Source organism: Sinorhizobium sp. NG07B (genome assembly GCF_002532005.1).
GTDB lineage: Bacteria > Pseudomonadota > Alphaproteobacteria > Rhizobiales > Rhizobiaceae > Sinorhizobium > Sinorhizobium fredii_C.
This window is the reverse complement of sequence record NZ_NWTD01000003.1, coordinates 849,105-871,681: the sequence shown is the minus strand read 5'-3', so window position 1 is coordinate 871,681 and position 22,577 is coordinate 849,105. Positions and strand designations below refer to the sequence as shown.

The window sequence follows — 22,577 nt, the reverse complement described above, 5'->3', positions numbered from 1 at the left end:
CGGACGAGCATTCGCGGCAATATATCATGCGGCATCTTCGCTTTCGCCGGGTATCGCTGAAAAGCTCCTTTTGGAGGAAGCCTGTCCGCAGCCTGGGCACGCAGTTCCACGCCGGTCACGGGCTATATCGACAATTCCATTCAGCCGCGCACCGGATGTCGAGCTGTTGAACGCCTACTCTCGGACGGTGCGGCCGATCGCATCGGCCGGCGGGCAGGGATCCGTCTTCGCGATCTCTCCCGACGGGCTGAGTCGTCTGCTGTGTTGACTGGAGGCAGGACGGATCTATCCGCAAGTCATCCTGAGATCAGAGGGAGTCGCGCTCGGTGCGCAGGTTGGAGACAACGCGCCGGTTCTGCACCTTGCAGGAGCGGTCCGTGCAGTCACGGACCTCGCGCTCGTTGCCGTAACCCTTGGCCCACATGCGGTTGGCATCTACGCCCTTTGAGACGAGATAGGCCATCGCCGCGTCGGCGCGTTTCTGCGACAGCGTTGCCATATTTCCCCCGGACCCGGAATCGTCTGCAAATCCCTGCAGCTTGACCAGCCAACGCGGATTGCTGTTGAGCCAGATCGCCTGCTTGTCCAACGTTGCCATGGCGACGGAGTCGAGCGTGGCCGAGTCCTCAGTGAAATAAGTCCGTCGGCCGACATTCAGGATGAAGTCCTCTTCGCTGCCGGTCACGACATTCTCGAAACCCGGCGCTGGATCATTGGTCTGCCCGGTCATCGGCGCCGCAGTCGGCTCTTCCAACGCGGCGATTTCAGTGGTGTTGCAGGCCGCGAGCGTCAGCAGCATGGCCACGCCAACAAGCAGCCTCGTATATCCGGTCAAAGCAGACATGGGGTGATATTCCTCATTCGACCGGGCTTGCTTGGCTGACCTGAGCGGCGGCACTTTCAGCCTGGTCGGCAATATGCGGCAGGACTTGCACCGCGGTGCCGATGGGGCAACGCTGATAAAGATCGATTGCGTCTTCGTTGAACATGCGGATGCAGCCGCTGGAGGCATCCTTGCCGATGCTGCCCGGCTCCAGCGTACCGTGCAAACGATAGCCGGTATCGACCCCATCGCGAAGCAGGTACATGGCGCGCGGGCCGAGCGGATTCTTGGGCGAACCTCCCTCGACCGATTCAGGCAGTTCGGGGTGGCGCTCACGCATTTCCGGCGGCGGCGTCCAGCGTGGCCAATGCGATTTCCGGTCGATCGTGGCGCGGCCATACCATTTAAAGCCCTCTCGGCCGACACCGACGCCATAGCGAATGGCAGTCTTGTTCTCCATGATCAGGTAGAGAAAATGGTGCCTGGTATCGACAACGACGGTGCCAACCGGCTCGCTGCTGAAATATCTGACAACCTGGCGGCGCCACTTCTTGTCGATCTTGGCAAAGTTGGTGCTTCGGAATGTCACACCATTGTCGACGGCGGTGCCGGAAAAATAGGAAGACGCCGCTGCTAACGTGGGTTTCTGTACCGCCACGGTGCCAAATGACGCTAAACCGCCAAGCACAATATCCCTGCGCGTCCACCCCATCGGCAATATCCCCCGTAAAGCCAAGTAGCGAAGTGGCAGTAAATCAGATTTTTCACCTGCCACAACATAAAATTTCGCCAAGTTCCCAAGTAGAACGCGTTTTAGTTCTCGTGGGATCCGATACGCTCTCAGCCAACCCTCGAGCCTGCATGTTCGCGGACCTATGGCGCGGATTGCCTCATTTTGCGCCGCGCCGAGCGCCTCTTGCCGTGCCGGGCGAGTGCGATCTTCACGACGACTCGGCGAGAGGTGAGGGTCAACGACTACACCTCGCAACCCATGTATCAGGTTCACTCTGTTACCCATCTATCGGCTGGACGGAGAGTGCGGTATCGTCCTTTCTCTCTGTCTGTCAGGGAGAACGTGCAGCAGCCGATGAGGGGCGTATCAACTCACGCATAGGCGCGCAGCGTTGCCGCCGAGCCCTGTCCGAAGAGCCTCGTCAAAGCCTTGACAAGGACAAGGCGGAACGGATCACTCGCGGCCAGATCCGCATCGAACACGTCCTGCATCGTCAGATAGGCGTCGACGATCTGCTCAGGCTCGACGATGTCGCGGACGAGTGCGGCAATCCGGGCGGCATGCGGGTCGCGGACGTCGATCGCTTGGCCGCGCTCGTCGAGCCCCCGCGCGTAGCGCATCCAGGCGGCGACGCCGAGCGCCAGCCGCTCGTAGCCGGCCCCGGCTCTCAGGCGGTCGCGAATGGTGCCCAGCAGGCGTTGCGGCAGCTTCTGCGAGCCGTCCATGGCGATCTGCCAAGTCCGGTGCCGGAGCCGCGGATTGCGGAACCGCCGAAGGAGGTCGGCGCGATAGACGGCGAGGTCGAAACCGGAGAGCGGCGGCAAGGTCGGCGTCGCTTCTTCGCGCATCAAGCCCTCGATGAGCACCTCCATCCCGGGAAGGGCCATCGCCTCGGCCACCGTTTCGGCGCCCGCCAGATAGCCGAGATAGGCAAGGGTCGAATGGCTGCCGTTGAGCAGCCGAAGCTTCATCATTTCGAAGACGGCGACATCGTCGACGAAGACGGCGCCCGCATCCTCCCAGGCCGGGCGGCCGAGCGGGAAATCATCCTCGATCACCCATTGCTGGAAGGGTTCGGTCATGATCGGCCAGGCGTCCTCGAGCCCAAGCGCCGTCGCAATGGCCTCGCGGTCGCTGTCCGTCGTTGCCGGCACGATCCGGTCGACCATGGTGGAAGGGCATGAGACGCGATGCACAAGATCCGCAAGACCCGGATCGCGGAGTTCCGCGAAGCGCGTCACCACGCGCCTCAGTACGTGGCCGTTGGAGGGAAGGTTGTCGCAGCAAAGCAGGGTGAACGGAGCGATGCCGGCGGCCTCCCGCCTGGCAAGCGCCTCGACGATGAAGCCGATCGAGGAGCGCGGTCGCTGCGGATTCTCAAGATCGTGGACGATGTCGGGGTGGGCTTCGTCCAGCGTGCCGGTCGCGGGGTTGTGGCAATAGCCCTTCTCAGTAATCGTCAGCGACACGATGCGCGTGGTGGGATCGGCCATTCGGCGCAGAACGGCTTCCGGATCCTCCGGTGCGCAGAGCAGCTCGACGACGCTGCCGATCACCTGCAGTCGCTCGCCTTCGCCGTCCTGGATTTTGAGTGTGTAGAGCCCGTCCTGAGGCTCAAGGGCATCCCGCGTATCGGGGCTGCGGAGCGAGACGCCAGAGATGCCCCAGGAAGGATCCTCCGCCAGGATTGCGTCGGTAAAGGCCGCCTGGTGGGCGCGGTGAAAGGCGCCGATGCCGAGATGGACGATGCCTACGGAAATATTTGCCGGATCGTAGCCCGGCTTCTTCACGGCTTCCGGCAGACGGTCGAGCGTCATTCTTGAAAGCCGCATGGCCTTCCTCCCGCGTTGATTGGCAGTGCACGGAAATTGATATACTAGTATTACAAACACTGTCAAACATGGCGGCACGGGTCTTGCGGCATCAACCTTCAGATCGGACGAGCGGCATAAGGCTGCGCCGGGTGACGACGGCGGCTGCTATTTACCAGCAGCTCCATGCTGCAATCCTGTCGCTTGACTTGCCGCCGGGAATGCCGCTGCAGGAAAAGGTCCTTGCCGAGGAATTCGGCGTCAGCCGGACGCCGGTGCGCGAGGCGCTCCTGCGGCTTGCCGAAGCAGGCCTCGTCGAGATTTTCCCGCAATCAGGCACCTTCGTCTCGCGCATTCCGCTGTCGGCCATCCCCGAGGCGGTGATCATACGCAAATCCTTGGAGCGCACGACCGTCGAGCGTGCGGCGCAGGTCGCCGCTGCGGAGGATGTTGCACGCCTCGATGCGATTATTGCCCGCCAGCGGGCTCATGCAACGCTCAACGACGCTTCACTCTTCTACGCAGAGGACGAGGCTTTTCACGAGGCGATTTGCGCAATCGCCGGCTATCCCGGCATCTGGACTCTCATCAAAACGGTCAAGCTGCAGATCGATCGCGCCCGCCGGCTGACATTGCCTGTCCCTGGTCGCATGGCGACGGTCATGGAGGAACATACGGCAATCCGCGACGCGATCGCGGCGCAGGACGTCAAAAGGGCCTGCGAGGCGATGATGCTTCACCTCGGCGCCGTTATTCCCGACGTCACGGCCCTTCGGCAGCACCATCCGGACTATTTTGCATAGGATCTTGAGGGCCCGGAGGACCGGCAGAGACGCACGGCGCCGTAATGCATGTCACCCAAAAGTGTGCAGCGTTTTTGGAGATGACGACATGCACAAAAACAAGGACCTGAAGCGCGCCGCGTGAATGTGTTTGAACGCGACGCGCTTTACGGGTCATGCAAATGCCACAAAACTGGAGACCCTCGGAACCGGATCGAGAACGATCTTCGCCGCCCGTTGGCCCAATACGCCGAGGGCTCCGTCGCGCCGATAAGGGTGCGCTCTCCCGGAGCGGGCATTTCCCCAAGGACCCGAATGAGAAGGTTCGCCGCAACCAGAGCAGATCTGCGAGGTTCATGCGATGCATTCCAGTCAAGACCGTCTTCCAGTCTCCATCATCATTGCCAACTACAATTATGCGCGCTTCCTGCATCACTCGATCGACAGCGCGCTCGGCCAAGACTACGGCGAGGTGGAGGTGATTGTCGTCGATGACGCGTCGGCCGACAATTCCGCCGAGGTCATCGCTTCCTACGGCACCCGCATCAAGGTATGCCTGAGAGAGGCGAACGGCGGTCACGGCGCAGCGTTCAACACGGGCTTTGCGGCAAGCCGCGGGGCGATCGTTCTGTTTCTTGATGCTGACGACTACCTCTACCCGAACGCAGTCTCGGAAATCGTCGCGCGATTTGATGCCGACATGGCGCAGATGCAGTTCCGGCTGCACATCGTCGACGAGCGGCAACGCGTCCAGGATGTTTTTCCGCCACCCGAAGTGCCCTTCGATTCCGGCGACGTCACCCCGCAACTCTTGCGCCGGGCCCGCTACCAGACCACGGTGACCAGCGGACTGGCCTTCGCCAGGCCGGCGCTCGACAACATCATGCCGGTACCAGAACAGGAATTCCGCCAGGGTGCGGACGGTTACTTGGTCACGCTGGCACCGCTTCACGGGAAGGTCGGGTCGATCGATATCTGCCTCGGTGCCTACCGCATGCATGGAAGCAACCATTCGGTCTTCGCCGAGAAGCTGGGCCAGAGGGCCCGATGGCGCGTGGAGCACGATTTTCACCGTTTGCACGCCCTTTCGCAGGAGGCCGAGGAGGTCGGGCTGGAGGTGCCGCCTGACGCCAATCTGCGCGATCCGACGCATATCGAGGAACGCCTCGCGTCGCTCTGCGTAGACCAGCAGCGCCATCCGGTGGCGGAGGATTCGCGATTTTCGCTTGCCGCAGCCGGTGCTGCCGCCAGCATGGAAATGAATGTCTCGCTCCGCCGCCGGGCCATGCTGGCCGCCTGGTTTCTATCCGTCGGGCTCCTTCCGCAGAGGATGGCGCAGGCGGTGCTCTCATGGAAGCTTGTTGCCTCTTCGAGGCCCGCTTTTCTCACGCGGCTGTCGAAAACCATTCGCTATGTGATGGGATAGTCCGCTCGCCCCGCCGAATGGGCATCTGCGAGCTGCAACAAAAGCGGTAGCTAATACAACTCTCTTTAAATCCAGCGCAATGTGGTAGATTCGCGCTGGGAGCAACGTCGGCTTGTGGAGAAGCCCGATGAGGCCCGACCTGTTGTGGGGTCGGCCTCCATGGACGTTGCATCAGCCTCTCCGCCAGCCGGATCGGGCGGGACCTCCATGAGGTGGTCTCGTAAAGAGCTCGGATTGGGAGGTGTTCAATGGTGCGCAAATTCTGTCTGGCCCTTGCCGTCGCGGCATCCGCACTCGCGATCAGTGCGTCAGCCTGGGCCGACATCACGATCCTCGTGCCTTCCGGCAGCGAGGGTGACGGCCTCAGAGCCGCAGCCGCCGACTACGCGAAAATGAAGAATACGAAGGTTGAGACGGTGCAGGCGCCCTATGCCAATGTGTTCGAACAGGGTGCCAATGCCGGGGCAACCAAGTCCGGCGTTTTCGACATCGTCCTGATGGACGATCCGTGGATCCCGTTCTTCGCCGAGAACGGCCATCTCGAAGATTTGACGTCCTATTTCAAAGGCGCCGGGGTGGAGGGGCCGGACAGTGACTTCCTCTCGAAGTCGCTGGCGATCTGCCGCAATCCCTATAATTCAGGGCCCTATGTGTGCCTGCCTTATGTGGGCAACGCCCAGATGTTCTTCTATGACGCCGCCAAATTCAAGGAAGCGGGCGTCGAAGCCCCGAAGACCTGGGACGATGTGCTGAAGGCTGCGAAGGCGCTGACCGAGCAGGGCGGCGGCCGCAATTTCGGCTATGTCTTGCGCGGCGGCCAGGGTAATCCCGTCGTTGCCGACTTCATGCCGATCTTCTGGTCCTACGGTGCCGACATGTTCAATGCGGATCGCACCAAGGTGACGATCGACACGCCCGAGGGCGCCGCCGCCATGAAGATGTTCATGGCGCTGCGCGACGTCTCGCCGAAGGGCGTCGAGAGTTATAACGCCAACGAGGTCGGCACGGCCCTTGCGGCCGGCACTGCCGCCTCGTCGATCAACTGGCCCAACTGGGTAGCGACCTTCGAGGACCCGAGCCAATCGAAGATGGTCGGCAAGATCTCCTTTAGCCCGATCCCAGCCGGCACCAAACCGGGCAGCTCGGAGATCGGCCACTGGACGATGGGCATCATGGCGGCGTCCAAGAACAAGCAGGAGGCCTTCGACTTCATGATGTGGGCGACCACGGCCGAGCAGATCAAGATCTCCGCCGAACGCGGCAATCCGCCGGTTCGCACCTCGGTCTTCACCGATCCGGAACTCACCAAGCAGGAGAAGTTCCGCCATTACCCGGTGCTGATGGAGGCGATCCAGGCCTCGACGCCGCGGCCGCGCCACCCGAAATGGCCGGAGATCGAGAATGCCTTCGGCATCGAGCTTTCGAAGGCCGTCGCCGGCACGATCACGCCGGAGGAGGCGCTGAAGAACTCGCAGGCGGCGGTCGAGCAGATCACCGGCCTCAAATAGGTGGTTTGCCTGCATCGAGCGGGGCCTCGCGCCGGTCCCGCTCTCGCGGCCGCAAAAAGAACCGCTGCGGCGGCCGGTGTCGAGGTATGCAGGGAGAAGGTCTGCGGAGGGACCGATGTTGCAAACCGGCAAAAGCGCGTCGGTTCGACGGAGAGGGCCGCTGGAGCAATGGACGGAGCGCCATCTGCGCTACCTGATGCTCGCGCCGACGGTGCTCATCCTGCTGGCCCTGACGATCTTTCCGAGCGTCTACATGTTCTATGCGGCGGTCCACCGGATCAGCCCCAATCCCGACCTCCCCTGGGAATTCGTCGGCATCGGCAATTTCGCGCGGCTCATTTCCGATCCGCAGTTTCACGTGGCGCTCCGCAACACCGCAGTGTTCACCATTGTTGCTGTGACGCTCGAATTCCTTCTCGGCCTCGGGCTCGCTCTCCTTCTCGATCGATTCATCCGCCGGCTCAGCTTCTTGAAAACGGTGCTGATGATCCCGATGATGCTGCCGCCGATCGCGGTCGCGATCACCTGGAAGCTCATCTACGAGCCGCAATTCGGCGTTCTGAACGAGATCATGTTTCGTCTCGGTCTTCCATTGCAGGCCTGGGCCGGCGACGTAAACCTCGCCATGTTCTCGATCATCGTCGCCGATGTCTGGCAATGGACGCCGTTCATCTTTCTTCTGATGCTGGCGGGGCTCGCAAGCCTGCCGGTTGAACCCTATGAGGCGGCCGCGCTCGACGGCGCCTCGTCCTGGCGGCAGTTCTGGGATCTGACGTTGCCGTTCCTCAAGCCGGTCATCGCCATTGCGCTGCTCCTGCGCGTCATGGATGCGCTGCGCCTTTTCGACCTCGTCTTCATCCTGACGGGGGGCGGCCCGGCAGACCGCACCAAGGTCCTGAGTCTCTACATCTACCAGGTCGCCTACCGCTTCGCCGACCCCGGCTACGCGGCGGCGATGTCGCTCTTCGTGCTGTTCGTCACTATCGTGCTCAGCACCTGGTTCATGAAGCGCATGCGGCTGGCGGAGTGAGAGGATGGCGACGATCAGAACACGCAGCCGCACCCGGGAGATGCTTCTTCGCCTGTCGGCCTATCTGGCGATTCTCGTCGCGCTAATCCTGACGCTGTTTCCGGTCTACTGGATCGCAGCGAACTCCTTCAAGTTCGACATCGACATCTTCGCCGTGCCGCCGGAATGGGTGCCGCGCAACCCGACCCTGAAGCACTATGACGAAGCTTTCGTCCAACGCCCCTTCCTGCGCTATGCCCTGAACAGCTTCCTCGTCGCGATAGGCACGACCGTGATTTCGGTGACCTTTGGCACCATGGCCGGCTATGCGCTGGCGCGGTTCAGCTATCCCTGGCAGTGGCGCAAGCAGATCTCCTTCTGGATACTTTCGACGCGCATGATGCCGCCGATCGTCAGCATCATTCCGCTCTACCTGTTCTTCAACTATTTCGACATGCTCAACACCAAGTCGGCACTCGTCATCGCCTATACCGCCTTCAACCTGCCGTTTGCGACCTGGATGATGAGGAGCTATTTCCAGGATCTTCCGGTCGAGCTGGAGGAAGCGGCGATCGTCGACGGCGATACGCGCTGGGGCGCCTTCCTGCATGTCGCCCTGCCGCTCGCCCGGCCCGGACTTGCGGCGACTGCTATCTTCTGCCTGATCATCTCGTGGAACGAGTTCCTGCTGTCACTCGTCATCACGCTGACAGAGCAATCACAGACGCTGCCGATCGGCATTGCCGGCCGGGTGACGCAGTACAGCACCTATTGGGGCGAGATCAGCGCCGCGGGCTTCATGGCCTGCGTACCGATCGTCATCTTCGCCTTCCTCGTCCAAAAGCACCTCGTCCGGGGACTTTCGCTCGGCGCCGTCAAGGGTTGAGACCTGTGGCCTCCGTCCGGTTCGACAATGTCACAAAGAAGTTCGGCGAGTTCGTCGCCGTCCACGATTTCAACCTCGAGATCCGCGACAAGGAATTTCTCGTGCTGCTCGGACCCTCGGGCTGCGGCAAGACGACGACGATGCGGATGGTCGCGGGCCTCGAGGAGGCGACAACCGGGGATATCTACATCAACTCGGACCGGATCAACGACGTGCTGCCGAAGTATCGCGACGTCGCGATGGTCTTCCAGTCCTATGCGCTCTATCCTCATCTCTCCGTCGAGGACAATATCGGCTATCCGTTGAAGATCCGCAAAGTGCCGCCGGAGGAATATAAGCGCCGCATCGGCGAGGTGGCGCGGCGGGTCGAGCTCGATACGATGCTCAAGCGACTGCCCAAGGAGCTATCGGGCGGCCAGCGCCAGCGCGTGGCGCTCGCCCGCGCCATCGTGCGCACGCCGCGCGTCTTCCTCATGGACGAGCCGCTGTCGAACCTCGATGCGAAGCTCCGCACCCAGATGCGCGCCGAGCTGAAACACCTGCAGCACGAGCTGCAGGTGACGACGATCTACGTGACCCACGACCAGATCGAGGCGATGACGCTCGCCCATCGCGTCGCCGTGATGAACCGGGGCGTTATCGAGCAGCTTGGCACGCCCAGGGAAATTTATAACGATCCGCGCACCCTCTTCGTCGCCGGCTTCATCGGCTCGCCGGCAATGAACCTCATCCCAGGCGAGGTGAAGGATGGTGTGTTCGCCAGCGCCGGCCTGAGGGTCGGCGGGGCGGGCCGCATCAGCATCGCGCGCGCCGTGCTCGGCGTGCGCCCGGAGGACGTTCATGCGGGGAGCGCCGAAGATCCGGACGTCAATCTTGTCGCGCCGATTTATTCGGTGGAGCTGACCGGCGAGAACACGCTTGTCAGCCTGCAGCTCGGCGGCCGGCTTATGACGCTGCGCGCCGACAAGAACTTCGCCGGCCAGATCGATCAGCGCCTCGGCATCAGGATCGAGACAGACCGCATGTTCCTGTTCGATGCGGAGACAGAGCGACGTGTCGATTTCTAGACTCATAGGACATTGTGAGGGAGGTGCCGCGATACGTCGCCTTCGCCTTGCGGGAACCGCGGCAATCGCTCTCCTCACGGCATCCGCAGCGCTCGCGACCGGGGCCGGGCCTATCGCCGGCAATCCGCTCATCGCGGTTTCGGCTGGTCCCTTCGTCTTCGGCCGCGACGACGGCCCTGACAACGAACGCCCGCGGCGCGTGGTGCAGGGACGGCCATTCGCGATCAACCGCACCGAGATCACCAACCGGCAATATGAAGCCTTCGTGGCGGCGAGCGGCCACCGTCGCGCCTTTTATGCCGATCACCCGCTCCTGGGACTTCCCGATCGGCCGGTCGTCGGCGTCAGCTGGGGCGATGCGATTGCCTTCTGCCGCCACTACGGCCTCGCTCTGCCGTCGGAGCAACAATATGAGAGAGCGGCGCGGGGCGTGGAAGGTGATGCCTTTCCCTGGCAGGAGGGGCCTCGCGACGAGGCGCGGGCGAATGTCGGTGCCGATGTCTGCTGCTCCGGTGATGAAAGGGATGGCTATCCGATGACGGCGCCGGCAGAGTCCTTCGCCGCGGGCGCCAGCCGGGAAGGCGTGCTCAACCTCGTCGGCAATGTCTGGGAATGGACGAGCGACGTTTATGCGCCTTACGTAGGCGTATCGACTACCGCCGCGGGACGCCACCGCGTGCTCCGTGGCGGATCCTGGAACAGCGACGCACGCCACCTGACAACCACTTACCGGCTCGCCTATGATCCCGACTTCCGTTTCGCAGCCAATGGCGGCTTCCGATGCGTCCGCTCCTCGCCCTGATCATCGCTGCCGGGGGCCTGCTTCTGGCACATAGCGCGGTTGCCGAGCCTGTGGCGGCAGCGGGCTACCGCTTCGAGACGGTTCATGTCCCCGGCGCCGCCTTTGCCGGTCTTGCGCGCGACGGCGATACGTTGCTCGTCACCGATCTTGCGAAGGGCCGCCTTTATCGCCGTGACGCGAACGGGTACCTTGTCGCCTTCGGTCCCGTCTTTCCCCATGGCCCCGACGTGGTGGGCGACCCGACGGGGCCCTATCGTGCCGTTCGTGTCGGTGGCGAGTTCATCGTGGCCCAGGGATGGACGCCGACCAACGCCGATCAGAACCCGCTCGATCACAGCCTGGTCGCGATCGATGACGCAGGCAAGACGCGGGTCATCAGCAATGATTTCTGGAACCCGTTCGATTTCGTCGCCGTCGACCAAGGCTTCTACGTCGTCGACGCGGCGCGCAACAGCGTCGAGCATGTAAGACGCGATGGTCGAAGGAGGACGCTTATCAGTTTCCGCCGATTGCCTCAGGCGGCAGGAACCTTGCAGAGCCTTTCGCCGACGGAATTCGCGGCGGGCAGCGGCTACGAGGTCGATGCCGTACCGACCGGCATAGCTCTTCACAGAGGGCGCCTCTATGTCGCGCTCTTCGGCGGCTTTCCCTTCCTTGCCGGGGCAGGGAAGGTCGTTTCGATCCCCACCGTGGGCGCCTCCGAACCGCGCCTCGAGGCCGACGGACTGAACGCGCCGGTGGCGATTGCCTTTGCGGGTGACGGAGGCATGCTCGTGCTCGAACACGGGACCTACGATCAGAAGCAAGGCTTCGCAAAAGGCAGCGGCCGACTGCTGAGGATCGATGCTGAAACGAAGAGCAGAAGCACCATCTTCGACGGCTTGACACGGCCGGTCTCGGTGCTCGTCTTGGACGAGCGGCAAGTTATCGTTTCCGATCTTGCCGGCAACCTGCACGTTCTGGCGCGTCAGTAGCGCGCCGACAGCCCTGTTCTTCCCCCGATGCTGCTCCATATCTCCAGCGGCACCACAGGAAAGCAGGAGAGAAGACATGCGCATTGAACCGGCCTTCCTGTTCGATCTCGACGGCACGCTCGTCGACAGCGTCTACCAACATGTGCTTGCCTGGAAGGAAGCGCTCGAGGGCGAGGACATCGACCTCTCGGTCTGGCGCATCCACCGCAAGATCGGCATGAGCGGCGGCCTCTTCACCAACCAACTGCTGCGCGAGACGGGCGTGGAGATCAGCCCGGAACGGGTGGCGCGTCTGCGACAACGCCATGCCGAGGCTTACAAGCGGCAGGCGGATCGCATCCGGCCGCTGCCGGGCGCGCGCTCTCTTTTGCAATGGCTCACTGACACAAAGATTCCCTGGGCGATCGCCACCAGCGGCCGGATGGAGACGGCTGCCGTCAATCTCGCTGCTCTCGGCGTCGACCCGGCCGTCGTGCCGGTTGTGACCCGGGACCTGGTCAAATACGCCAAGCCCGATCCGGATCTCTTCGTTGCGGCCGCCGAGCGGCTCAGCGCCCCGATCGAGACGGCGGTCGTCGTCGGCGACAGCATCTGGGACATGCTGGCGGCGGTTCGCTGCCGCGCCTTGGGCGTCGGGCTATTGAGCGGCGGCTATGGACTTGAAGAGTTGCGGCACGCCGGCGCGTTCCGCATCTATGAGGATCCCGCCGACATGCTCATTCATATCGACGAGGTCGGCGGGCGTCGGTGATAGACGCCTGGAGCTCAGTGTTTGGTGGTCGTTTCCTCGCGAACCGCTTCCTCGTGGTACCAGCAGCCGTCAATGGCAGCCGCGCACACGTCCGACGAAGCGAGATCCGCTTGGCGCTGTGCTTCGGAACGACGATCTTCGGCCTTGCGCGAGATGCGTGTCGGGAACTGATAGATCGTCGCACTCTTGCCGTGGAAACTCGTGGCCATGCTCTGGTCTCCGGTGAGTCCTGTCGAGAAAAGATAGTACGCCGCGGCAGAAATTGCACATCATTTACGCGAATTGCCGAAAAATCGTTCAATTGAATGCCGGAATCGCAAGCACAGCACCCTCATTGCGCTTGAGGGAGCGTATTCAGTGCGATTTTTTAGGCAGCTGCGCGCAACTGACGCATTTTGGAGCAGGTGCTCCTTCGCCGCTCATGGCGGACCCTTGAACGTCAAGCGCAGGAGAGGCGCGGGATATCCAGCAAAATCAAGGCGGTGGAACGAAGTCAGCGCCTCGGGGGTCGTTTTGCCGTGCGCCGCGACCCTGACCGGCAGCCACTTGGAATCCAGTTTGAGTCCCCTGCGGGTCAAAAAAAGATTCGCACCCACCACCGAGTTGGCACGCTTGATGCTTGAAGGGAGTCGATCCCTGGTGGTCTGGCACGTTTTCCGTGCAAGGCCGCGCCAGGAATTGCTCAAACCTCGCAGCACCACGTTAGAGAGATTCGCTAATGACCAAGTATAAGCTCGAGTACATCTGGCTCGATGGCTACACGCCCGTACCAAATCTCCGCGGCAAGACGCAGATCAAGGAATTCGACGCGTTCCCGACGCTCGAGCAACTGCCGCTCTGGGGCTTCGACGGCAGCTCGACGAACCAGGCCGAAGGCCGCAGCTCCGATTGCGTGCTGAAGCCGGTCGCCGTCTACCCGGATCCGGTCCGCACCAATGGCGTGCTGGTCATGTGCGAGGTCATGATGCCGGACGGCAAGACGCCGCATCCGTCGAACAACCGCGCCACCATCCTCGACGACGAAGGCGCCTGGTTCGGTTTCGAGCAGGAATACTTCTTCTACAAGGACGGCCGTCCGCTCGGCTTCCCGGAGCAGGGCTACCCGGCACCGCAGGGCCCGTACTACACCGGCGTCGGCTACAAGAACGTCGGCAACATCGCGCGCCAGATCGTCGAAGAACACCTCGACATCTGCCTGGCCGCCGGCATCAACCATGAAGGCATCAACGCCGAAGTGGCCAAGGGCCAGTGGGAATTCCAGGTCTTCGGCAAGGGCTCCAAGAAGGCTGCCGACGAAGTCTGGATGGCTCGTTACCTGCTGCAGCGCCTGACGGAAAAGTACGGCATCGACGTCGAGTACCACTGCAAGCCGCTTGGCGACACCGATTGGAACGGCTCGGGCATGCACTGCAACTTCTCGACCGCCTACATGCGCGAAGTTGGCGGCAAGGACTATTTCGAGGCGCTGATGGCCGCCTTCGAGAAGAACCTGATGGAACACATCGAGGTCTACGGCCCGGACAACCACTTGCGCCTCACCGGCAAGCATGAGACGGCGCCGTGGAACAAGTTCAGCTACGGCGTTGCCGACCGCGGCGCGTCGATCCGGGTTCCGCACAGCTTCGTTAACAACGGCTACAAGGGCTATCTCGAAGATCGCCGCCCGAACTCCCAAGGCGACCCCTACCAGATCGCTTCGCGCGTGCTGAAGACGATAGCGTCCGTTCCGGCGCAAGTCTCGAAAGTAGCTTAAGCGTAAGACTCCCAAGACCTTGGGCGCCGACCTCGGTCGGCGCCTTTTTTCGTTCGGCTATGATAGATTCATTCGGTTCCGCCGCGCCTCGCAAGGATCCAGTCCACCGCCGCCGCAACGTCGGGCACCGTGGCGCTCGGCGCCGGCGCGAAGCGCGTCTCGTCGCGCTCGCGATATTTTCCCGTACGCACGAGCAGCGCGTGAGCGAGACCGGCGCTCAATGCACCGGCGACGTCTGTTTCCGCATCGTCCCCGACCATCACCGCTCGCGTCGACGCGCAGGGTATGGTGGCAAGGGCTGCGTGGAAAAAGCCGGGTGCTGGCTTGCCGAGGACGATGGCATGCTTCTGGCTGGCGAATTCCAGCGCGGTAACGAATGGGCCAGCATCGAGGCTCAACCTGCCGTCGGCGTCCCGGAAAGAGCGGTTCGGCGCCAGCGCCACCAATTCGGCGCCATCGACCAATTGCCGGAAGGCTGCATTCAGCGCCGCATAGTCAAAGGCGTCGCCGGCATCGCCGACAACGACCGCCATGCGGCCGCCGGCCGGCAGATGCTGGAACTCGCAAACGAGATCGGGATGGACGAGAAGATGAGCGTCGCGCTCGTGCCTGCGAAGCCAGTCGCAAGCAGCCGCGGCCGGGGTGAAGAGCTCGTCGTCTGTTACTGGAAGGCCCAGTTTCGCGAGCCGGGCAAGGATCGCCGGCTTGCTTGAGCGGGTCGTGTTGCTGACGAAGCGTATCGGGAGCCCGGCCTCGCGCAGACGGGCCACGGCCCCTGCCGCGCCAGGCACGGCCTTCTCGCCATCGTAGATGGCGCCGGCAAGATCCAAGAGCACAGCGCTGATCATCCGATGAGGATGACATGGGTGCGCTGCGGGTCAAGCTCTGGTGGCTTTGCCGCCAGCGACGGTCCCGGTGCTCCAAAAAGTTGCCGTGACAGCCGGACGACTGCTTCCGCCTGAAATTGGTTGTGTTTCTCCGAGCCTCAACTCACCGAGACATTGACATTCGTCCCAATCTCCCAGCATTTTAACGGCGGGGATTCATCAGACACTTCATCAATGCACAAACTGAGACTAGCGGTTGCAGCACTTGTGTTGCTGGCAAGCGGGCTGCCATCTGCGGCCGAGCTATTGCCGCGCGCGGCGTCTGCGGAGGGTTCCGTCATTTCCCGCAAGTCCGGTGAGGAAATTAGCTTCATCGACATCGAAGGCTGGCGCAGCGTGGAGGTCAGTCAGGACCTTCTTGCGGGCGACATACTGCGCACGAACGCCGTCGGTAGCCTTGCTCTGTTGTTCTCCGATGACACGCAGATGCGTATGGGGCGCAATACGACGCTTCTCGTCAAGAAAATCGGTCAGGGCTCCGATAGCGAACTTGAACTCAAGTCCGGGACCGTGTGGGCGCGAGCCAAGCGTGGGGGCAGCGGCCTCACAGTCGACACACCCTCAGCTGCCGCCGCGATCCGCGGGACGGATTGGACGCTTAGCATAGGTGAGAACGGCGCTACCACTCTCTCGGTGCTTGAGGGAAGCGTCGAACTCAAGAACGCGCAAGGATCGGTCGTCGTAAATCAGGGGGAGGGCGCGTTTGCGGCAATCGGACAAGCGCCCCGCAAATATGTCCTCGCCAATCTCAAGGAGCGCGAACAGGTACTTCTCTATTCGGAGCTGCGTGGCGTCTTCGCAGGTTTGCCGACAAGCGGGATGAGCGGCCGCCAGACTCGTGCCGAGCGGGCGCGCGTTCTGGCCATTCCTCCTGCTCGACGGAGCAGCGAGGATTGGGTCTCACTTGCCGAGGCCTCGCTATCGCATGACGGCCGGGCAGCTGCCAGAGAGGCTCTAGTTGGACTGAGGCGGCCCTTGCCGGCCCAGTTGGAGGCGCGTGCCAAGCTGGTCGAGGCGATGATCGCCGGACTGGAGCAACGCTATGGTGATGCGAACCGGCTGTTCGCCGCCGCCTTGCCAGCGCTGCCGCGCAATCGCAGAGCATCTGCGATTTACGGTCGCTGGTTCGCGGAATCCTTGGCTGAACCGGACCGCGATCGACCACCGCCGGCGGACAACGTCTATAGCGACGATCCGACGACGGCGCTGATGCGGGCTGCAACTGTGTCCCATGCGCTCGGCGCGGCCGAAGCGATCGAGATATTGAAGGCGGCCGAGCGCCGTTTTCCGAACGACGCGCGCCTGCCGGCAATGCGCGCGGATCTCGCCTTCCAACTCGACCGCCGCAACGAAGTGAAAGACGCGCTCGCCCGCGCGAGCGCCATCGATCCCAACGAGCCGGCGTATCTGCTCGCCAATGCGCGCTTCCGCGCAAGCATTTCCAGCGATCTCGATGGCGCACTCCGGGACCTGAAACACGCCGCGAAGATCGCTCCTGGCAACGATGCCATCTGGAACGAACTCGGCATCGTCCAGAGCGATCGAAATGCCATAGTTGAGGCCGATGCCGCCCATCGGCGCGCGGTAGAACTGAACCCGGAAAATGCCGCGTTGCACGCAAACTATGCGCGCTTCCTGATGGACAACGATCAGATCGCAGCGGCAAAGGCGGAGATCGACAGGGCGGAGGCGCTGGACGCGCAATCCTATGCGGTTTTGGCGGCCAAAGGCCGATATCTCTTGCGAATAGGAAAAACCGAGGAAGGCGAGAAAACGCTACTCGAAGCCTCCGCCGTCAACCCGACCTATGGGGACAGCCTCATCGGCCTGGCGATCGGCAGCTATCAACTGGGGGCGGAAGAGGAGGCCGCCCAGGCGCTCGACAATGCCGACCGGTTTGATCCGGACAACCCGTCAATTCCCTTGATCCGCTCCGGCATCGCCCTCGACCAGTATCGCGCCGAGGATGCGATCGTCGAGGCGCGCGAGGCACTGCGGCGTCGCCAGGCTCGCGGCGGGTACTACGGCGGTTACGATGCTAATCGCCAGGTCTCATCCTTCCTCGGCATTGCCCTCGACAATGTCAGTCTGAACGAATGGAGCCAGTATTACGCGGACCGCTCCTACGATCCTTTCAGATCGACCACTTATCTCGACGAGGCAGCGTCCGGTCGGATCAGTCCTTTTGAGGGATTTTCCCCTCTGCTTTCTCCAAGCCAGCGGACCGAGGCAGGCAGTTCAAGCGCTTCGTCGAACTTGCAGGCGCTACTGCTCGATCCTCTTGCGGTGGCGTCCGCCACCACCCGCAACTCACTCGAACGAACCAGCTTTTTTGAAACGGCCATTGGGGGCGGCCTGATCTTGCAGGATGGCGAGCTTGGCTGGAAGAGCGACATGCTCGTCCAGGGTACGACCTTTGCACCGCTGCCGATAAGCTATTATCTGCAGGCGGAGGCACTGCGGCCGGATAGCCCGCGCGCGAACGATCGCGATGATATCACCGGCGCAAATTTCTCTGTCGGCATACATCCGACCTTGGAGGACAATGTTTACCTGTTCGGCGATTTAGTCGATCTCGAAACGGGTTTTCCCGGGCAGACTTGGTTTCCGAAGCCCTTCGACACCAGAGAAACTCGATTTTCCGACCTTGGGATCGGCTGGAGTCATACGTTCGGCGATCGCAATCTGCTCCAGGCGTTCGCCGTCGTCGGCGACACGCATGTGGACCAGAGTATCGATCTGGTCGACACTATAGGGCCATACCGCGTCGAGCAAGAAACGGAAAAGGAGACCGCAACGATCGGCGTCAGCCATCTGTACGGGATCGGACCCGTCACGCTGCGATACGGCGTCGAAACCGGCCGGTTCCATACGCGCGACTCCGCAATCTACACGGATCTGCTCACGGGAGGCGTGTTCTTCGTCGATCGACTTTCCGAGAAGGGCAATGCAACGCGCGGCTATGGCGACGCCATGTGGGAAATTTCCGAGGATCTCACATTCCAGGGCGGTGTTTACCTCAATTGGTTGGACGACGTAACCGATGATTGTCCCTGCGTCGATCCGCGTGTCGGCGTCGCCTGGTCGCCGGTAGAAAATCACTGGCTGCGCGCATTTTATCGCGAAGATACGCAGTCTTCATCGAATTACACCCTCGCCCCGGTGTCGACCGTCGGGTTGACGCCACTGGAACTGCCGTTGTTCATCGGCGGCAGCGCAAGGACAGCGGCGCTGCGTTGGGAGGCGGAGTGGTCGGAGCGGCTCTTCACGTCGGTCGAGTACCAGCACCAGCGTTTCGACGGGCTTTCGTTGGATGTCCCCGAGTTGCTCGGCAGCTTCGACACGACGACCGGCGAGATCGACCGCATCAATATCAGCGGCAACTACTGGATCGGCGAAGGTCTCGGTGCCTTCGGATCGTTCACCTGGAACCACAGCGTCGACTTGACGCCCGGTAGCGGCGGGGAGTTCGGCGTGCCACTTGTGCCGGATTATCGGGCGCAGGTCGGGCTGACGATCGTTCACCCCTTGCGCGTCAAGGCCACTATAGCTCAGACCTTCGTCGGGGAACGGGTTGGGGCGCCCTTTGGCATCGAGCTGTCATCATACACGACAAGCGATGCTGCGATTAGTTGGGAGTCGCCGGGCGGACACCTGGAACTCGGTCTGCAATTGCTAAATGTGTTCGATGACGACTTCGATCTGGCTTTTGGCATTCCCGGCCCAGGCCGCACTGTCCTGGGCACCGTCAGGGCGAAGTTTTAGCGACTCGATCACCCGGAGTCACGCACGGCGTGTCGATCAAGCGTAGTTCGGCGTCATCAGCCGCGGCGGGTGTCCGGGAAGCTGGCCGGGTTGATGCCGAGGGTGTGGAGGTCGCGGGCGTTCGGGCGGCGGTGACCTTCGACTGCCGCGGCTGCGGCGGTCGCTGCGCCGAGGACGGCGAAGGCGCGACCGATGAAGCCCATGCGGTTCTTGCTAGTCATTGTCTTTGCTCACTTTCTTTCTCAATTCGATGAGCAAAAGATGGGGCCCGTCGGGCTTTTTTGCAATGCACAAATCCTCACCCCAGCCATGCAACGAAAGCAGGCCCGGCTGGCGGTCTGCCAACCGGGCCCGCGCCAAAGCGCCTTGGGAGGCGAAAGCGGTCAGTCTTCGCTGGCGGCAAGCTGGGCGAGCACTTCGCCGCGGCCGCGGGCTCTGAGGATCAGTGGCACGATGAAGGCCAGCGCCGCGATCACCAGGAGCACAGCGGCGATCGGCGAGGTGAAGAGCACGGTCACGTCGCCCTGGCTGATCGACAGCGCCCGGCGCAGCTGCTGTTCGGCGAGCGGTCCGAGGATCAGGCCGACGACAACCGGCGCAATTGGATAGCCGAAGACGCGCATGATGTAGCCGAGCAGGCCGAAGGCGAGCAGCATGCCGAGTTCGAAGACCGACGGATTGGCGCCGATGGTGCCGAGCGTCGCGAACAGCAGGATGCCGGCATAGAGCCAGGGTTTTGGGATCGTCAGCAGCTTCACCCACAGTCCGACCAGCGGCAGGTTGAGGACGAGCAGCATGAAATTGGCGATCAGCAGGCTGGCGATCAGGCCCCAGACGAGCTGCGGGTTGGTTGCGAACAGCAGAGGCCCCGGCTGCAGGCCATATTGCTGGAAGCCGGCCAGCATGATCGCCGCCGTCGCCGAAGTCGGCAGGCCGAGCGTCAGCAGCGGCACGAGCGTGCCGGCCGCAGAGGCGTTGTTGGCGGCCTCCGGCCCGGCAACGCCTTCGATCGCGCCATTGCCGAATTCCTCGGGATGCTCGCTCAGGCGCTTCTCGGTCGCATAGGAGAGGAAGGTGCCGATTTCGGCGCCGCCGGCCGGCATCGCGCCGATCGGGAAGCCGATGAAGGTGCCGCGCAGCCACGCCTTCCAGGAGCGCGCCCAATCCGAGGCGCTCATCCAGACCGAACCGCGCACCGCCTCGACCTTGTCGGGACCCTTGTCGCCCTGGGCGGCGATGTAGAGCGTCTCGCCGATCGCGAACATGGCGACCGCGAGCGTCGTCACCTCGATGCCGTCGAGCAGGTCCGGAACGCCGAAGGAGAGACGCGCCTGGCCGGTCAGCTGGTCGATGCCGATGCAGGCAAGCGTCAGGCCGACGAAGAGCGAGGTAAGGCCGCGCAGCGTCGAGTCGCCGAAGGCGGAGGAAACTGTGACGAAGGCGAGCACCATCAGCGCGAAATATTCGCGCGGGCCGAAGACGAGGGCCAGCTTGACGATGTAGGGGGCGACAAAGGCGAGGCCGAGTGTCGCGATGAGGCCGGCGACGAAGGAGCCGATCGCTGCCGTCGCCAGTGCAGGCCCGCCACGACCGGCGCGCGCCATCTTGTTGCCTTCGAGCGCGGTGACGATCGAGGAGCTTTCGCCGGGCGTGTTCAGCAGGATCGACGTCGTCGAGCCGCCATACATGCCGCCGTAATAGATGCCGGCGAACATGATCAGCGAGCCGCCGGGGTCGAGTTGATAGGTCACCGGCAGAAGGAGCGCCACGGTGAGCGCCGGGCCGATGCCCGGCAGGACGCCGACGGCCGTGCCAAGGGTGACGCCGATCAGCGCGTAGAGCAGGTTCATCGGTTGCGCAGCAACCAGCAGTCCCTGCAAAAGGAAGTCAAGAGTACCCATAACTGTCGGCCTTTCTAGAAGAGCAGGCGTTCAAGCGGTCCTGCCGGCAGCGACAATTGCAGGACTTTGGCGAAAATCGTCCAGACGACGAAGCTCGCGACGATGCCGAAGGGAATTGTCAGCCAAAGTTGCCGTTTCCCGAAGCCGCGCGCCGTCATGGCGAAGAGGATGCCGGTTGCGATCGAAAAGCCGAGCGTGTTGAGCAACAGCATCTGCGCCGCAAGCCCGCCGACGACCCATGCGACCGGCCCGAACTGCTGCGGTTCACGCTCGGCAAAGTCGCCTCTGAAACCCTCGACGGCCGTCCAGATGGCGAGCCCGATCAGACAGCAGGCGATCGCGTAAGGCACCGTGGTCGGACCGACCTGCGAGTAGCCGGCAAGGCCGGTGAGCCGGGAAACGTCCCAGAAGATCACGCCGGCAATGGCAGCCAGCACAACGGCGATGATGAGCGCCGCCCGATCGGGGCGGCGCGTTTCGACGGAAGGGCTATCTCCCCTGCTCATTTGACCAGTCCGATGTCCTTGAGGACGGCTTCCGTGGCCGCGACGTCCTTGGCGAGCTGCTCGTTGAAGGCGTCGCCAGCGAGATAGGTGTCCTGCCAGCCCTTGGTCTTCAGCACTTCCTGCCAGCCAGCGGACTTGGCGAGCTTCTCGATATCGGCGGAGACGGCAGCCTTCTGCTCGTCAGTGAGGCCCGGAGCGGCGGCGACCATGCGCCAGTTCTCGACGACGACGTCGAGGCCGGATTCCTTCAGCGTCGGGGCATCGATGCCGGGGATGCGCTCGGCGCTCGTCACAGCGAGGAGGCGGAGCGTGCCGGCCTTGACCTGCGACTCGAATTCACCATAGCCGGAGATGCCGGCCGTCACCTGGCTGCCGAGGATCGCGGCAAGCGCCTCGCCACCGCCGGAATAGGCGATGTAGTTGATCTTGGTCGGATCGACGCCGGCCGCCTTGGCGATGAGACCTACGGCGATGTGGTCGGTACCGCCGGCCGAGCCGCCGCCCCAGGATACGGCGCCCGGATCCTTCTTCAGGGCTTCGACGAGATCGGCCATCGTCTTGATCTCGGAAGCGGCCGGAACGACGATCGCCTCGTATTCGCCCGTCAGGCGAGCGATCGGCGTGACGTCCTTGAGGGTGACCGGCGAGTTGTTGGTGAGGATGGCGCCGACCATGACATAACCGCCGACGAGCAGCGCGTTCGGGTTGCCCTTCTGCTGGCTGGCGAACTGGGCGAGGCCGATCGTGCCGCCGGCGCCGGGTACGTTCTGCACCTGGACATTGCCGGAGATGCCTTCCTGCTGCATGACGGTCTGCAGCGAACGGGCGGTCTGATCCCAGCCGCCGCCGGGATTGGCCGGCGCGATGATCGTGTAGTCGGCGGCATAGGCCGGAAGCGCCAGCGCGCCGGCGAGAATGGATGCGAGGAAGAAGTGTTTCAAGGTCGGTCCTCCGTAGGCGCGGTTCGTCCGCGCGTTGATCGTTGTCGCGAACGGGAGAAACGGGCGGCTGACCTTGAAAGCGGCAGCCTCCGACCGGATTGGCAATTTCCTCCCGATGCGCTGCTGGCATTCCGCCTCCACGGGTCGCCAGCGGCCCTAAACCAACATAGAAAGCTGACATTAACCTGACATCAACCGGCTGGCTCGTAAACGGTTTGTTTCGGCTCCACAAATATCACTGGAGGAAGAATA

The 22,577-nt window shown here is 62.8% G+C and carries 20 protein-coding genes; 11 read left to right on the top strand and 9 right to left on the bottom strand.

Features of this window, described 5'->3' with window-relative positions; genetic code table 11:
• Window positions 1–307 precede the first annotated feature (307 nt).
• The 3 genes from CO664_RS13955 to CO664_RS13945 all read right to left on the bottom strand — a co-directional run bounded on the left by CO664_RS13955 (window position 308) and on the right by CO664_RS13945 (window position 3,388).
• Window positions 308–844, bottom strand: coding sequence for an OmpA family protein (locus tag CO664_RS13955; protein WP_097539091.1), 537 nt, complete (start codon window positions 842–844; stop codon window positions 308–310).
• A 13-nt stretch (window positions 845–857) separates the two neighbouring features.
• Complete coding sequence (locus tag CO664_RS13950) at window positions 858–1,535, bottom strand: L,D-transpeptidase (RefSeq protein WP_097539090.1); 678 nt, start codon at window positions 1,533–1,535, stop codon at window positions 858–860.
• Between the two features lie 392 nt (window positions 1,536–1,927).
• On the bottom strand, window positions 1,928–3,388 hold the full coding sequence (locus tag CO664_RS13945) for a mannitol dehydrogenase family protein (protein ID WP_097539089.1): 1,461 nt from the start codon (window positions 3,386–3,388) through the stop codon (window positions 1,928–1,930).
• 68 nt (window positions 3,389–3,456) lie between these two features.
• Here CO664_RS13945 and CO664_RS13940 point away from each other — a divergent pair, with 68 nt between their 5' ends.
• The 9 genes from CO664_RS13940 to CO664_RS13900 all read left to right on the top strand — a co-directional run bounded on the left by CO664_RS13940 (window position 3,457) and on the right by CO664_RS13900 (window position 12,572).
• A complete protein-coding gene (locus CO664_RS13940; RefSeq protein WP_176536575.1) occupies window positions 3,457–4,170 on the top strand; it encodes a GntR family transcriptional regulator in 714 nt (237 codons plus the stop codon).
• 340 nt (window positions 4,171–4,510) lie between these two features.
• Window positions 4,511–5,575: a glycosyltransferase family 2 protein gene (locus CO664_RS13935; protein WP_097539088.1), complete on the top strand. Its 1,065-nt coding sequence runs from the start codon at window positions 4,511–4,513 to the stop codon at window positions 5,573–5,575.
• Window positions 5,576–5,823: 248 nt separating this feature from the next.
• Window positions 5,824–7,083 carry an ABC transporter substrate-binding protein gene (locus CO664_RS13930; protein WP_097539087.1) on the top strand — a complete coding sequence of 420 codons (1,260 nt, stop codon included), beginning with the start codon at window positions 5,824–5,826 and terminating at the stop codon, window positions 7,081–7,083.
• Window positions 7,084–7,198: 115 nt separating this feature from the next.
• Complete coding sequence (locus tag CO664_RS13925; RefSeq protein ID WP_097539086.1) at window positions 7,199–8,113, top strand: sugar ABC transporter permease; 915 nt, start codon at window positions 7,199–7,201, stop codon at window positions 8,111–8,113.
• A 4-nt stretch (window positions 8,114–8,117) separates the two neighbouring features.
• A complete protein-coding gene (locus CO664_RS13920; RefSeq protein WP_097539085.1) occupies window positions 8,118–8,978 on the top strand; it encodes a carbohydrate ABC transporter permease in 861 nt (286 codons plus the stop codon).
• Window positions 8,979–8,983: 5 nt separating this feature from the next.
• Window positions 8,984–10,045, top strand: coding sequence for a sn-glycerol-3-phosphate ABC transporter ATP-binding protein UgpC (ugpC, locus tag CO664_RS13915; RefSeq protein ID WP_097539084.1), 1,062 nt, complete (start codon window positions 8,984–8,986; stop codon window positions 10,043–10,045).
• 64 nt (window positions 10,046–10,109) lie between these two features.
• A complete protein-coding gene (locus CO664_RS13910) occupies window positions 10,110–10,847 on the top strand; it encodes an SUMF1/EgtB/PvdO family nonheme iron enzyme (RefSeq protein WP_037419108.1) in 738 nt (245 codons plus the stop codon).
• The gene (locus tag CO664_RS13905; RefSeq protein WP_097539082.1) at window positions 10,826–11,821 is read left to right on the top strand and encodes a ScyD/ScyE family protein; all 996 of its coding nucleotides are present in this window, start codon (window positions 10,826–10,828) and stop codon (window positions 11,819–11,821) included. Before CO664_RS13910 ends, CO664_RS13905 begins: the two co-directional genes overlap by 22 nt.
• Before the next feature lie 76 nt (window positions 11,822–11,897).
• Window positions 11,898–12,572, top strand: coding sequence for an HAD family hydrolase (locus CO664_RS13900; protein WP_097539081.1), 675 nt, complete (start codon window positions 11,898–11,900; stop codon window positions 12,570–12,572).
• 14 nt (window positions 12,573–12,586) lie between these two features.
• Here CO664_RS13900 and CO664_RS13895 read toward each other — a convergent pair whose 3' ends face one another.
• Window positions 12,587–12,781 carry a DUF2735 domain-containing protein gene (locus tag CO664_RS13895; RefSeq protein WP_037383898.1) on the bottom strand — a complete coding sequence of 65 codons (195 nt, stop codon included), beginning with the start codon at window positions 12,779–12,781 and terminating at the stop codon, window positions 12,587–12,589.
• A 509-nt stretch (window positions 12,782–13,290) separates the two neighbouring features.
• On the opposite strand from CO664_RS13895, the gene CO664_RS13890 reads away from it, so the two are divergent.
• Window positions 13,291–14,325, top strand: coding sequence for a glutamine synthetase beta-grasp domain-containing protein (locus tag CO664_RS13890; protein ID WP_037383900.1), 1,035 nt, complete (start codon window positions 13,291–13,293; stop codon window positions 14,323–14,325).
• 68 nt (window positions 14,326–14,393) lie between these two features.
• Here CO664_RS13890 and CO664_RS13885 read toward each other — a convergent pair whose 3' ends face one another.
• Entirely contained in the window at window positions 14,394–15,173 is a 780-nt protein-coding gene (locus CO664_RS13885; protein ID WP_097539080.1) for a TIGR01458 family HAD-type hydrolase, read from the bottom strand.
• A 213-nt stretch (window positions 15,174–15,386) separates the two neighbouring features.
• Here CO664_RS13885 and CO664_RS13880 point away from each other — a divergent pair, with 213 nt between their 5' ends.
• Entirely contained in the window at window positions 15,387–18,977 is a 3,591-nt protein-coding gene (locus CO664_RS13880) for a FecR domain-containing protein (RefSeq protein WP_097539079.1), read from the top strand.
• A gap of 56 nt (window positions 18,978–19,033) precedes the next feature.
• Here the strand turns inward: CO664_RS13880 and CO664_RS13875 are convergent, their stop codons facing one another.
• The 4 genes from CO664_RS13875 to CO664_RS13860 all read right to left on the bottom strand — a co-directional run bounded on the left by CO664_RS13875 (window position 19,034) and on the right by CO664_RS13860 (window position 22,325).
• Window positions 19,034–19,198 carry a hypothetical protein gene (locus tag CO664_RS13875; protein WP_097525801.1) on the bottom strand — a complete coding sequence of 55 codons (165 nt, stop codon included), beginning with the start codon at window positions 19,196–19,198 and terminating at the stop codon, window positions 19,034–19,036.
• A 162-nt stretch (window positions 19,199–19,360) separates the two neighbouring features.
• On the bottom strand, window positions 19,361–20,878 hold the full coding sequence (locus tag CO664_RS13870) for a tripartite tricarboxylate transporter permease (protein ID WP_097539078.1): 1,518 nt from the start codon (window positions 20,876–20,878) through the stop codon (window positions 19,361–19,363).
• 14 nt (window positions 20,879–20,892) lie between these two features.
• A complete protein-coding gene (locus tag CO664_RS13865; protein WP_018238158.1) occupies window positions 20,893–21,384 on the bottom strand; it encodes a tripartite tricarboxylate transporter TctB family protein in 492 nt (163 codons plus the stop codon).
• A complete protein-coding gene (locus tag CO664_RS13860; RefSeq protein WP_037419110.1) occupies window positions 21,381–22,325 on the bottom strand; it encodes a tripartite tricarboxylate transporter substrate binding protein in 945 nt (314 codons plus the stop codon). The genes CO664_RS13865 and CO664_RS13860 overlap by 4 nt, the downstream gene beginning before the upstream one ends.
• Between the last annotated feature and the right edge of the window lie 252 nt (window positions 22,326–22,577).

Excerpts from the sequence above, each read along its gene's own strand:
- CO664_RS13955 (WP_097539091.1), bottom strand. The coding sequence starts at position 844 with ATGTCTGCTTTGACCGGATATACGAGGCTGCTTGTTGGCGTGGCCATG.
- CO664_RS13950 (WP_097539090.1), bottom strand. The coding sequence starts at position 1,535 with ATGGGGTGGACGCGCAGGGATATTGTGCTTGGCGGTTTAGCGTCATTT.
- CO664_RS13945 (WP_097539089.1), bottom strand. The coding sequence starts at position 3,388 with ATGCGGCTTTCAAGAATGACGCTCGACCGTCTGCCGGAAGCCGTGAAG.
- CO664_RS13940 (WP_176536575.1), top strand. The coding sequence starts at position 3,457 with ATGGCGGCACGGGTCTTGCGGCATCAACCTTCAGATCGGACGAGCGGC.
- CO664_RS13935 (WP_097539088.1), top strand. The coding sequence starts at position 4,511 with ATGCATTCCAGTCAAGACCGTCTTCCAGTCTCCATCATCATTGCCAAC.
- CO664_RS13930 (WP_097539087.1), top strand. The coding sequence starts at position 5,824 with ATGGTGCGCAAATTCTGTCTGGCCCTTGCCGTCGCGGCATCCGCACTC.
- CO664_RS13925 (WP_097539086.1), top strand. The coding sequence starts at position 7,199 with ATGTTGCAAACCGGCAAAAGCGCGTCGGTTCGACGGAGAGGGCCGCTG.
- CO664_RS13920 (WP_097539085.1), top strand. The coding sequence starts at position 8,118 with ATGGCGACGATCAGAACACGCAGCCGCACCCGGGAGATGCTTCTTCGC.
- CO664_RS13905 (WP_097539082.1), top strand. The coding sequence starts at position 10,826 with ATGCGTCCGCTCCTCGCCCTGATCATCGCTGCCGGGGGCCTGCTTCTG.
- CO664_RS13900 (WP_097539081.1), top strand. The coding sequence starts at position 11,898 with ATGCGCATTGAACCGGCCTTCCTGTTCGATCTCGACGGCACGCTCGTC.
- CO664_RS13895 (WP_037383898.1), bottom strand. The coding sequence starts at position 12,781 with ATGGCCACGAGTTTCCACGGCAAGAGTGCGACGATCTATCAGTTCCCG.
- CO664_RS13890 (WP_037383900.1), top strand. The coding sequence starts at position 13,291 with ATGACCAAGTATAAGCTCGAGTACATCTGGCTCGATGGCTACACGCCC.
- CO664_RS13885 (WP_097539080.1), bottom strand. The coding sequence starts at position 15,173 with ATGATCAGCGCTGTGCTCTTGGATCTTGCCGGCGCCATCTACGATGGC.
- CO664_RS13880 (WP_097539079.1), top strand. The coding sequence starts at position 15,387 with ATGCACAAACTGAGACTAGCGGTTGCAGCACTTGTGTTGCTGGCAAGC.
- CO664_RS13875 (WP_097525801.1), bottom strand. The coding sequence starts at position 19,198 with ATGACTAGCAAGAACCGCATGGGCTTCATCGGTCGCGCCTTCGCCGTC.
- CO664_RS13870 (WP_097539078.1), bottom strand. The coding sequence starts at position 20,878 with ATGGGTACTCTTGACTTCCTTTTGCAGGGACTGCTGGTTGCTGCGCAA.
- CO664_RS13865 (WP_018238158.1), bottom strand. The coding sequence starts at position 21,384 with ATGAGCAGGGGAGATAGCCCTTCCGTCGAAACGCGCCGCCCCGATCGG.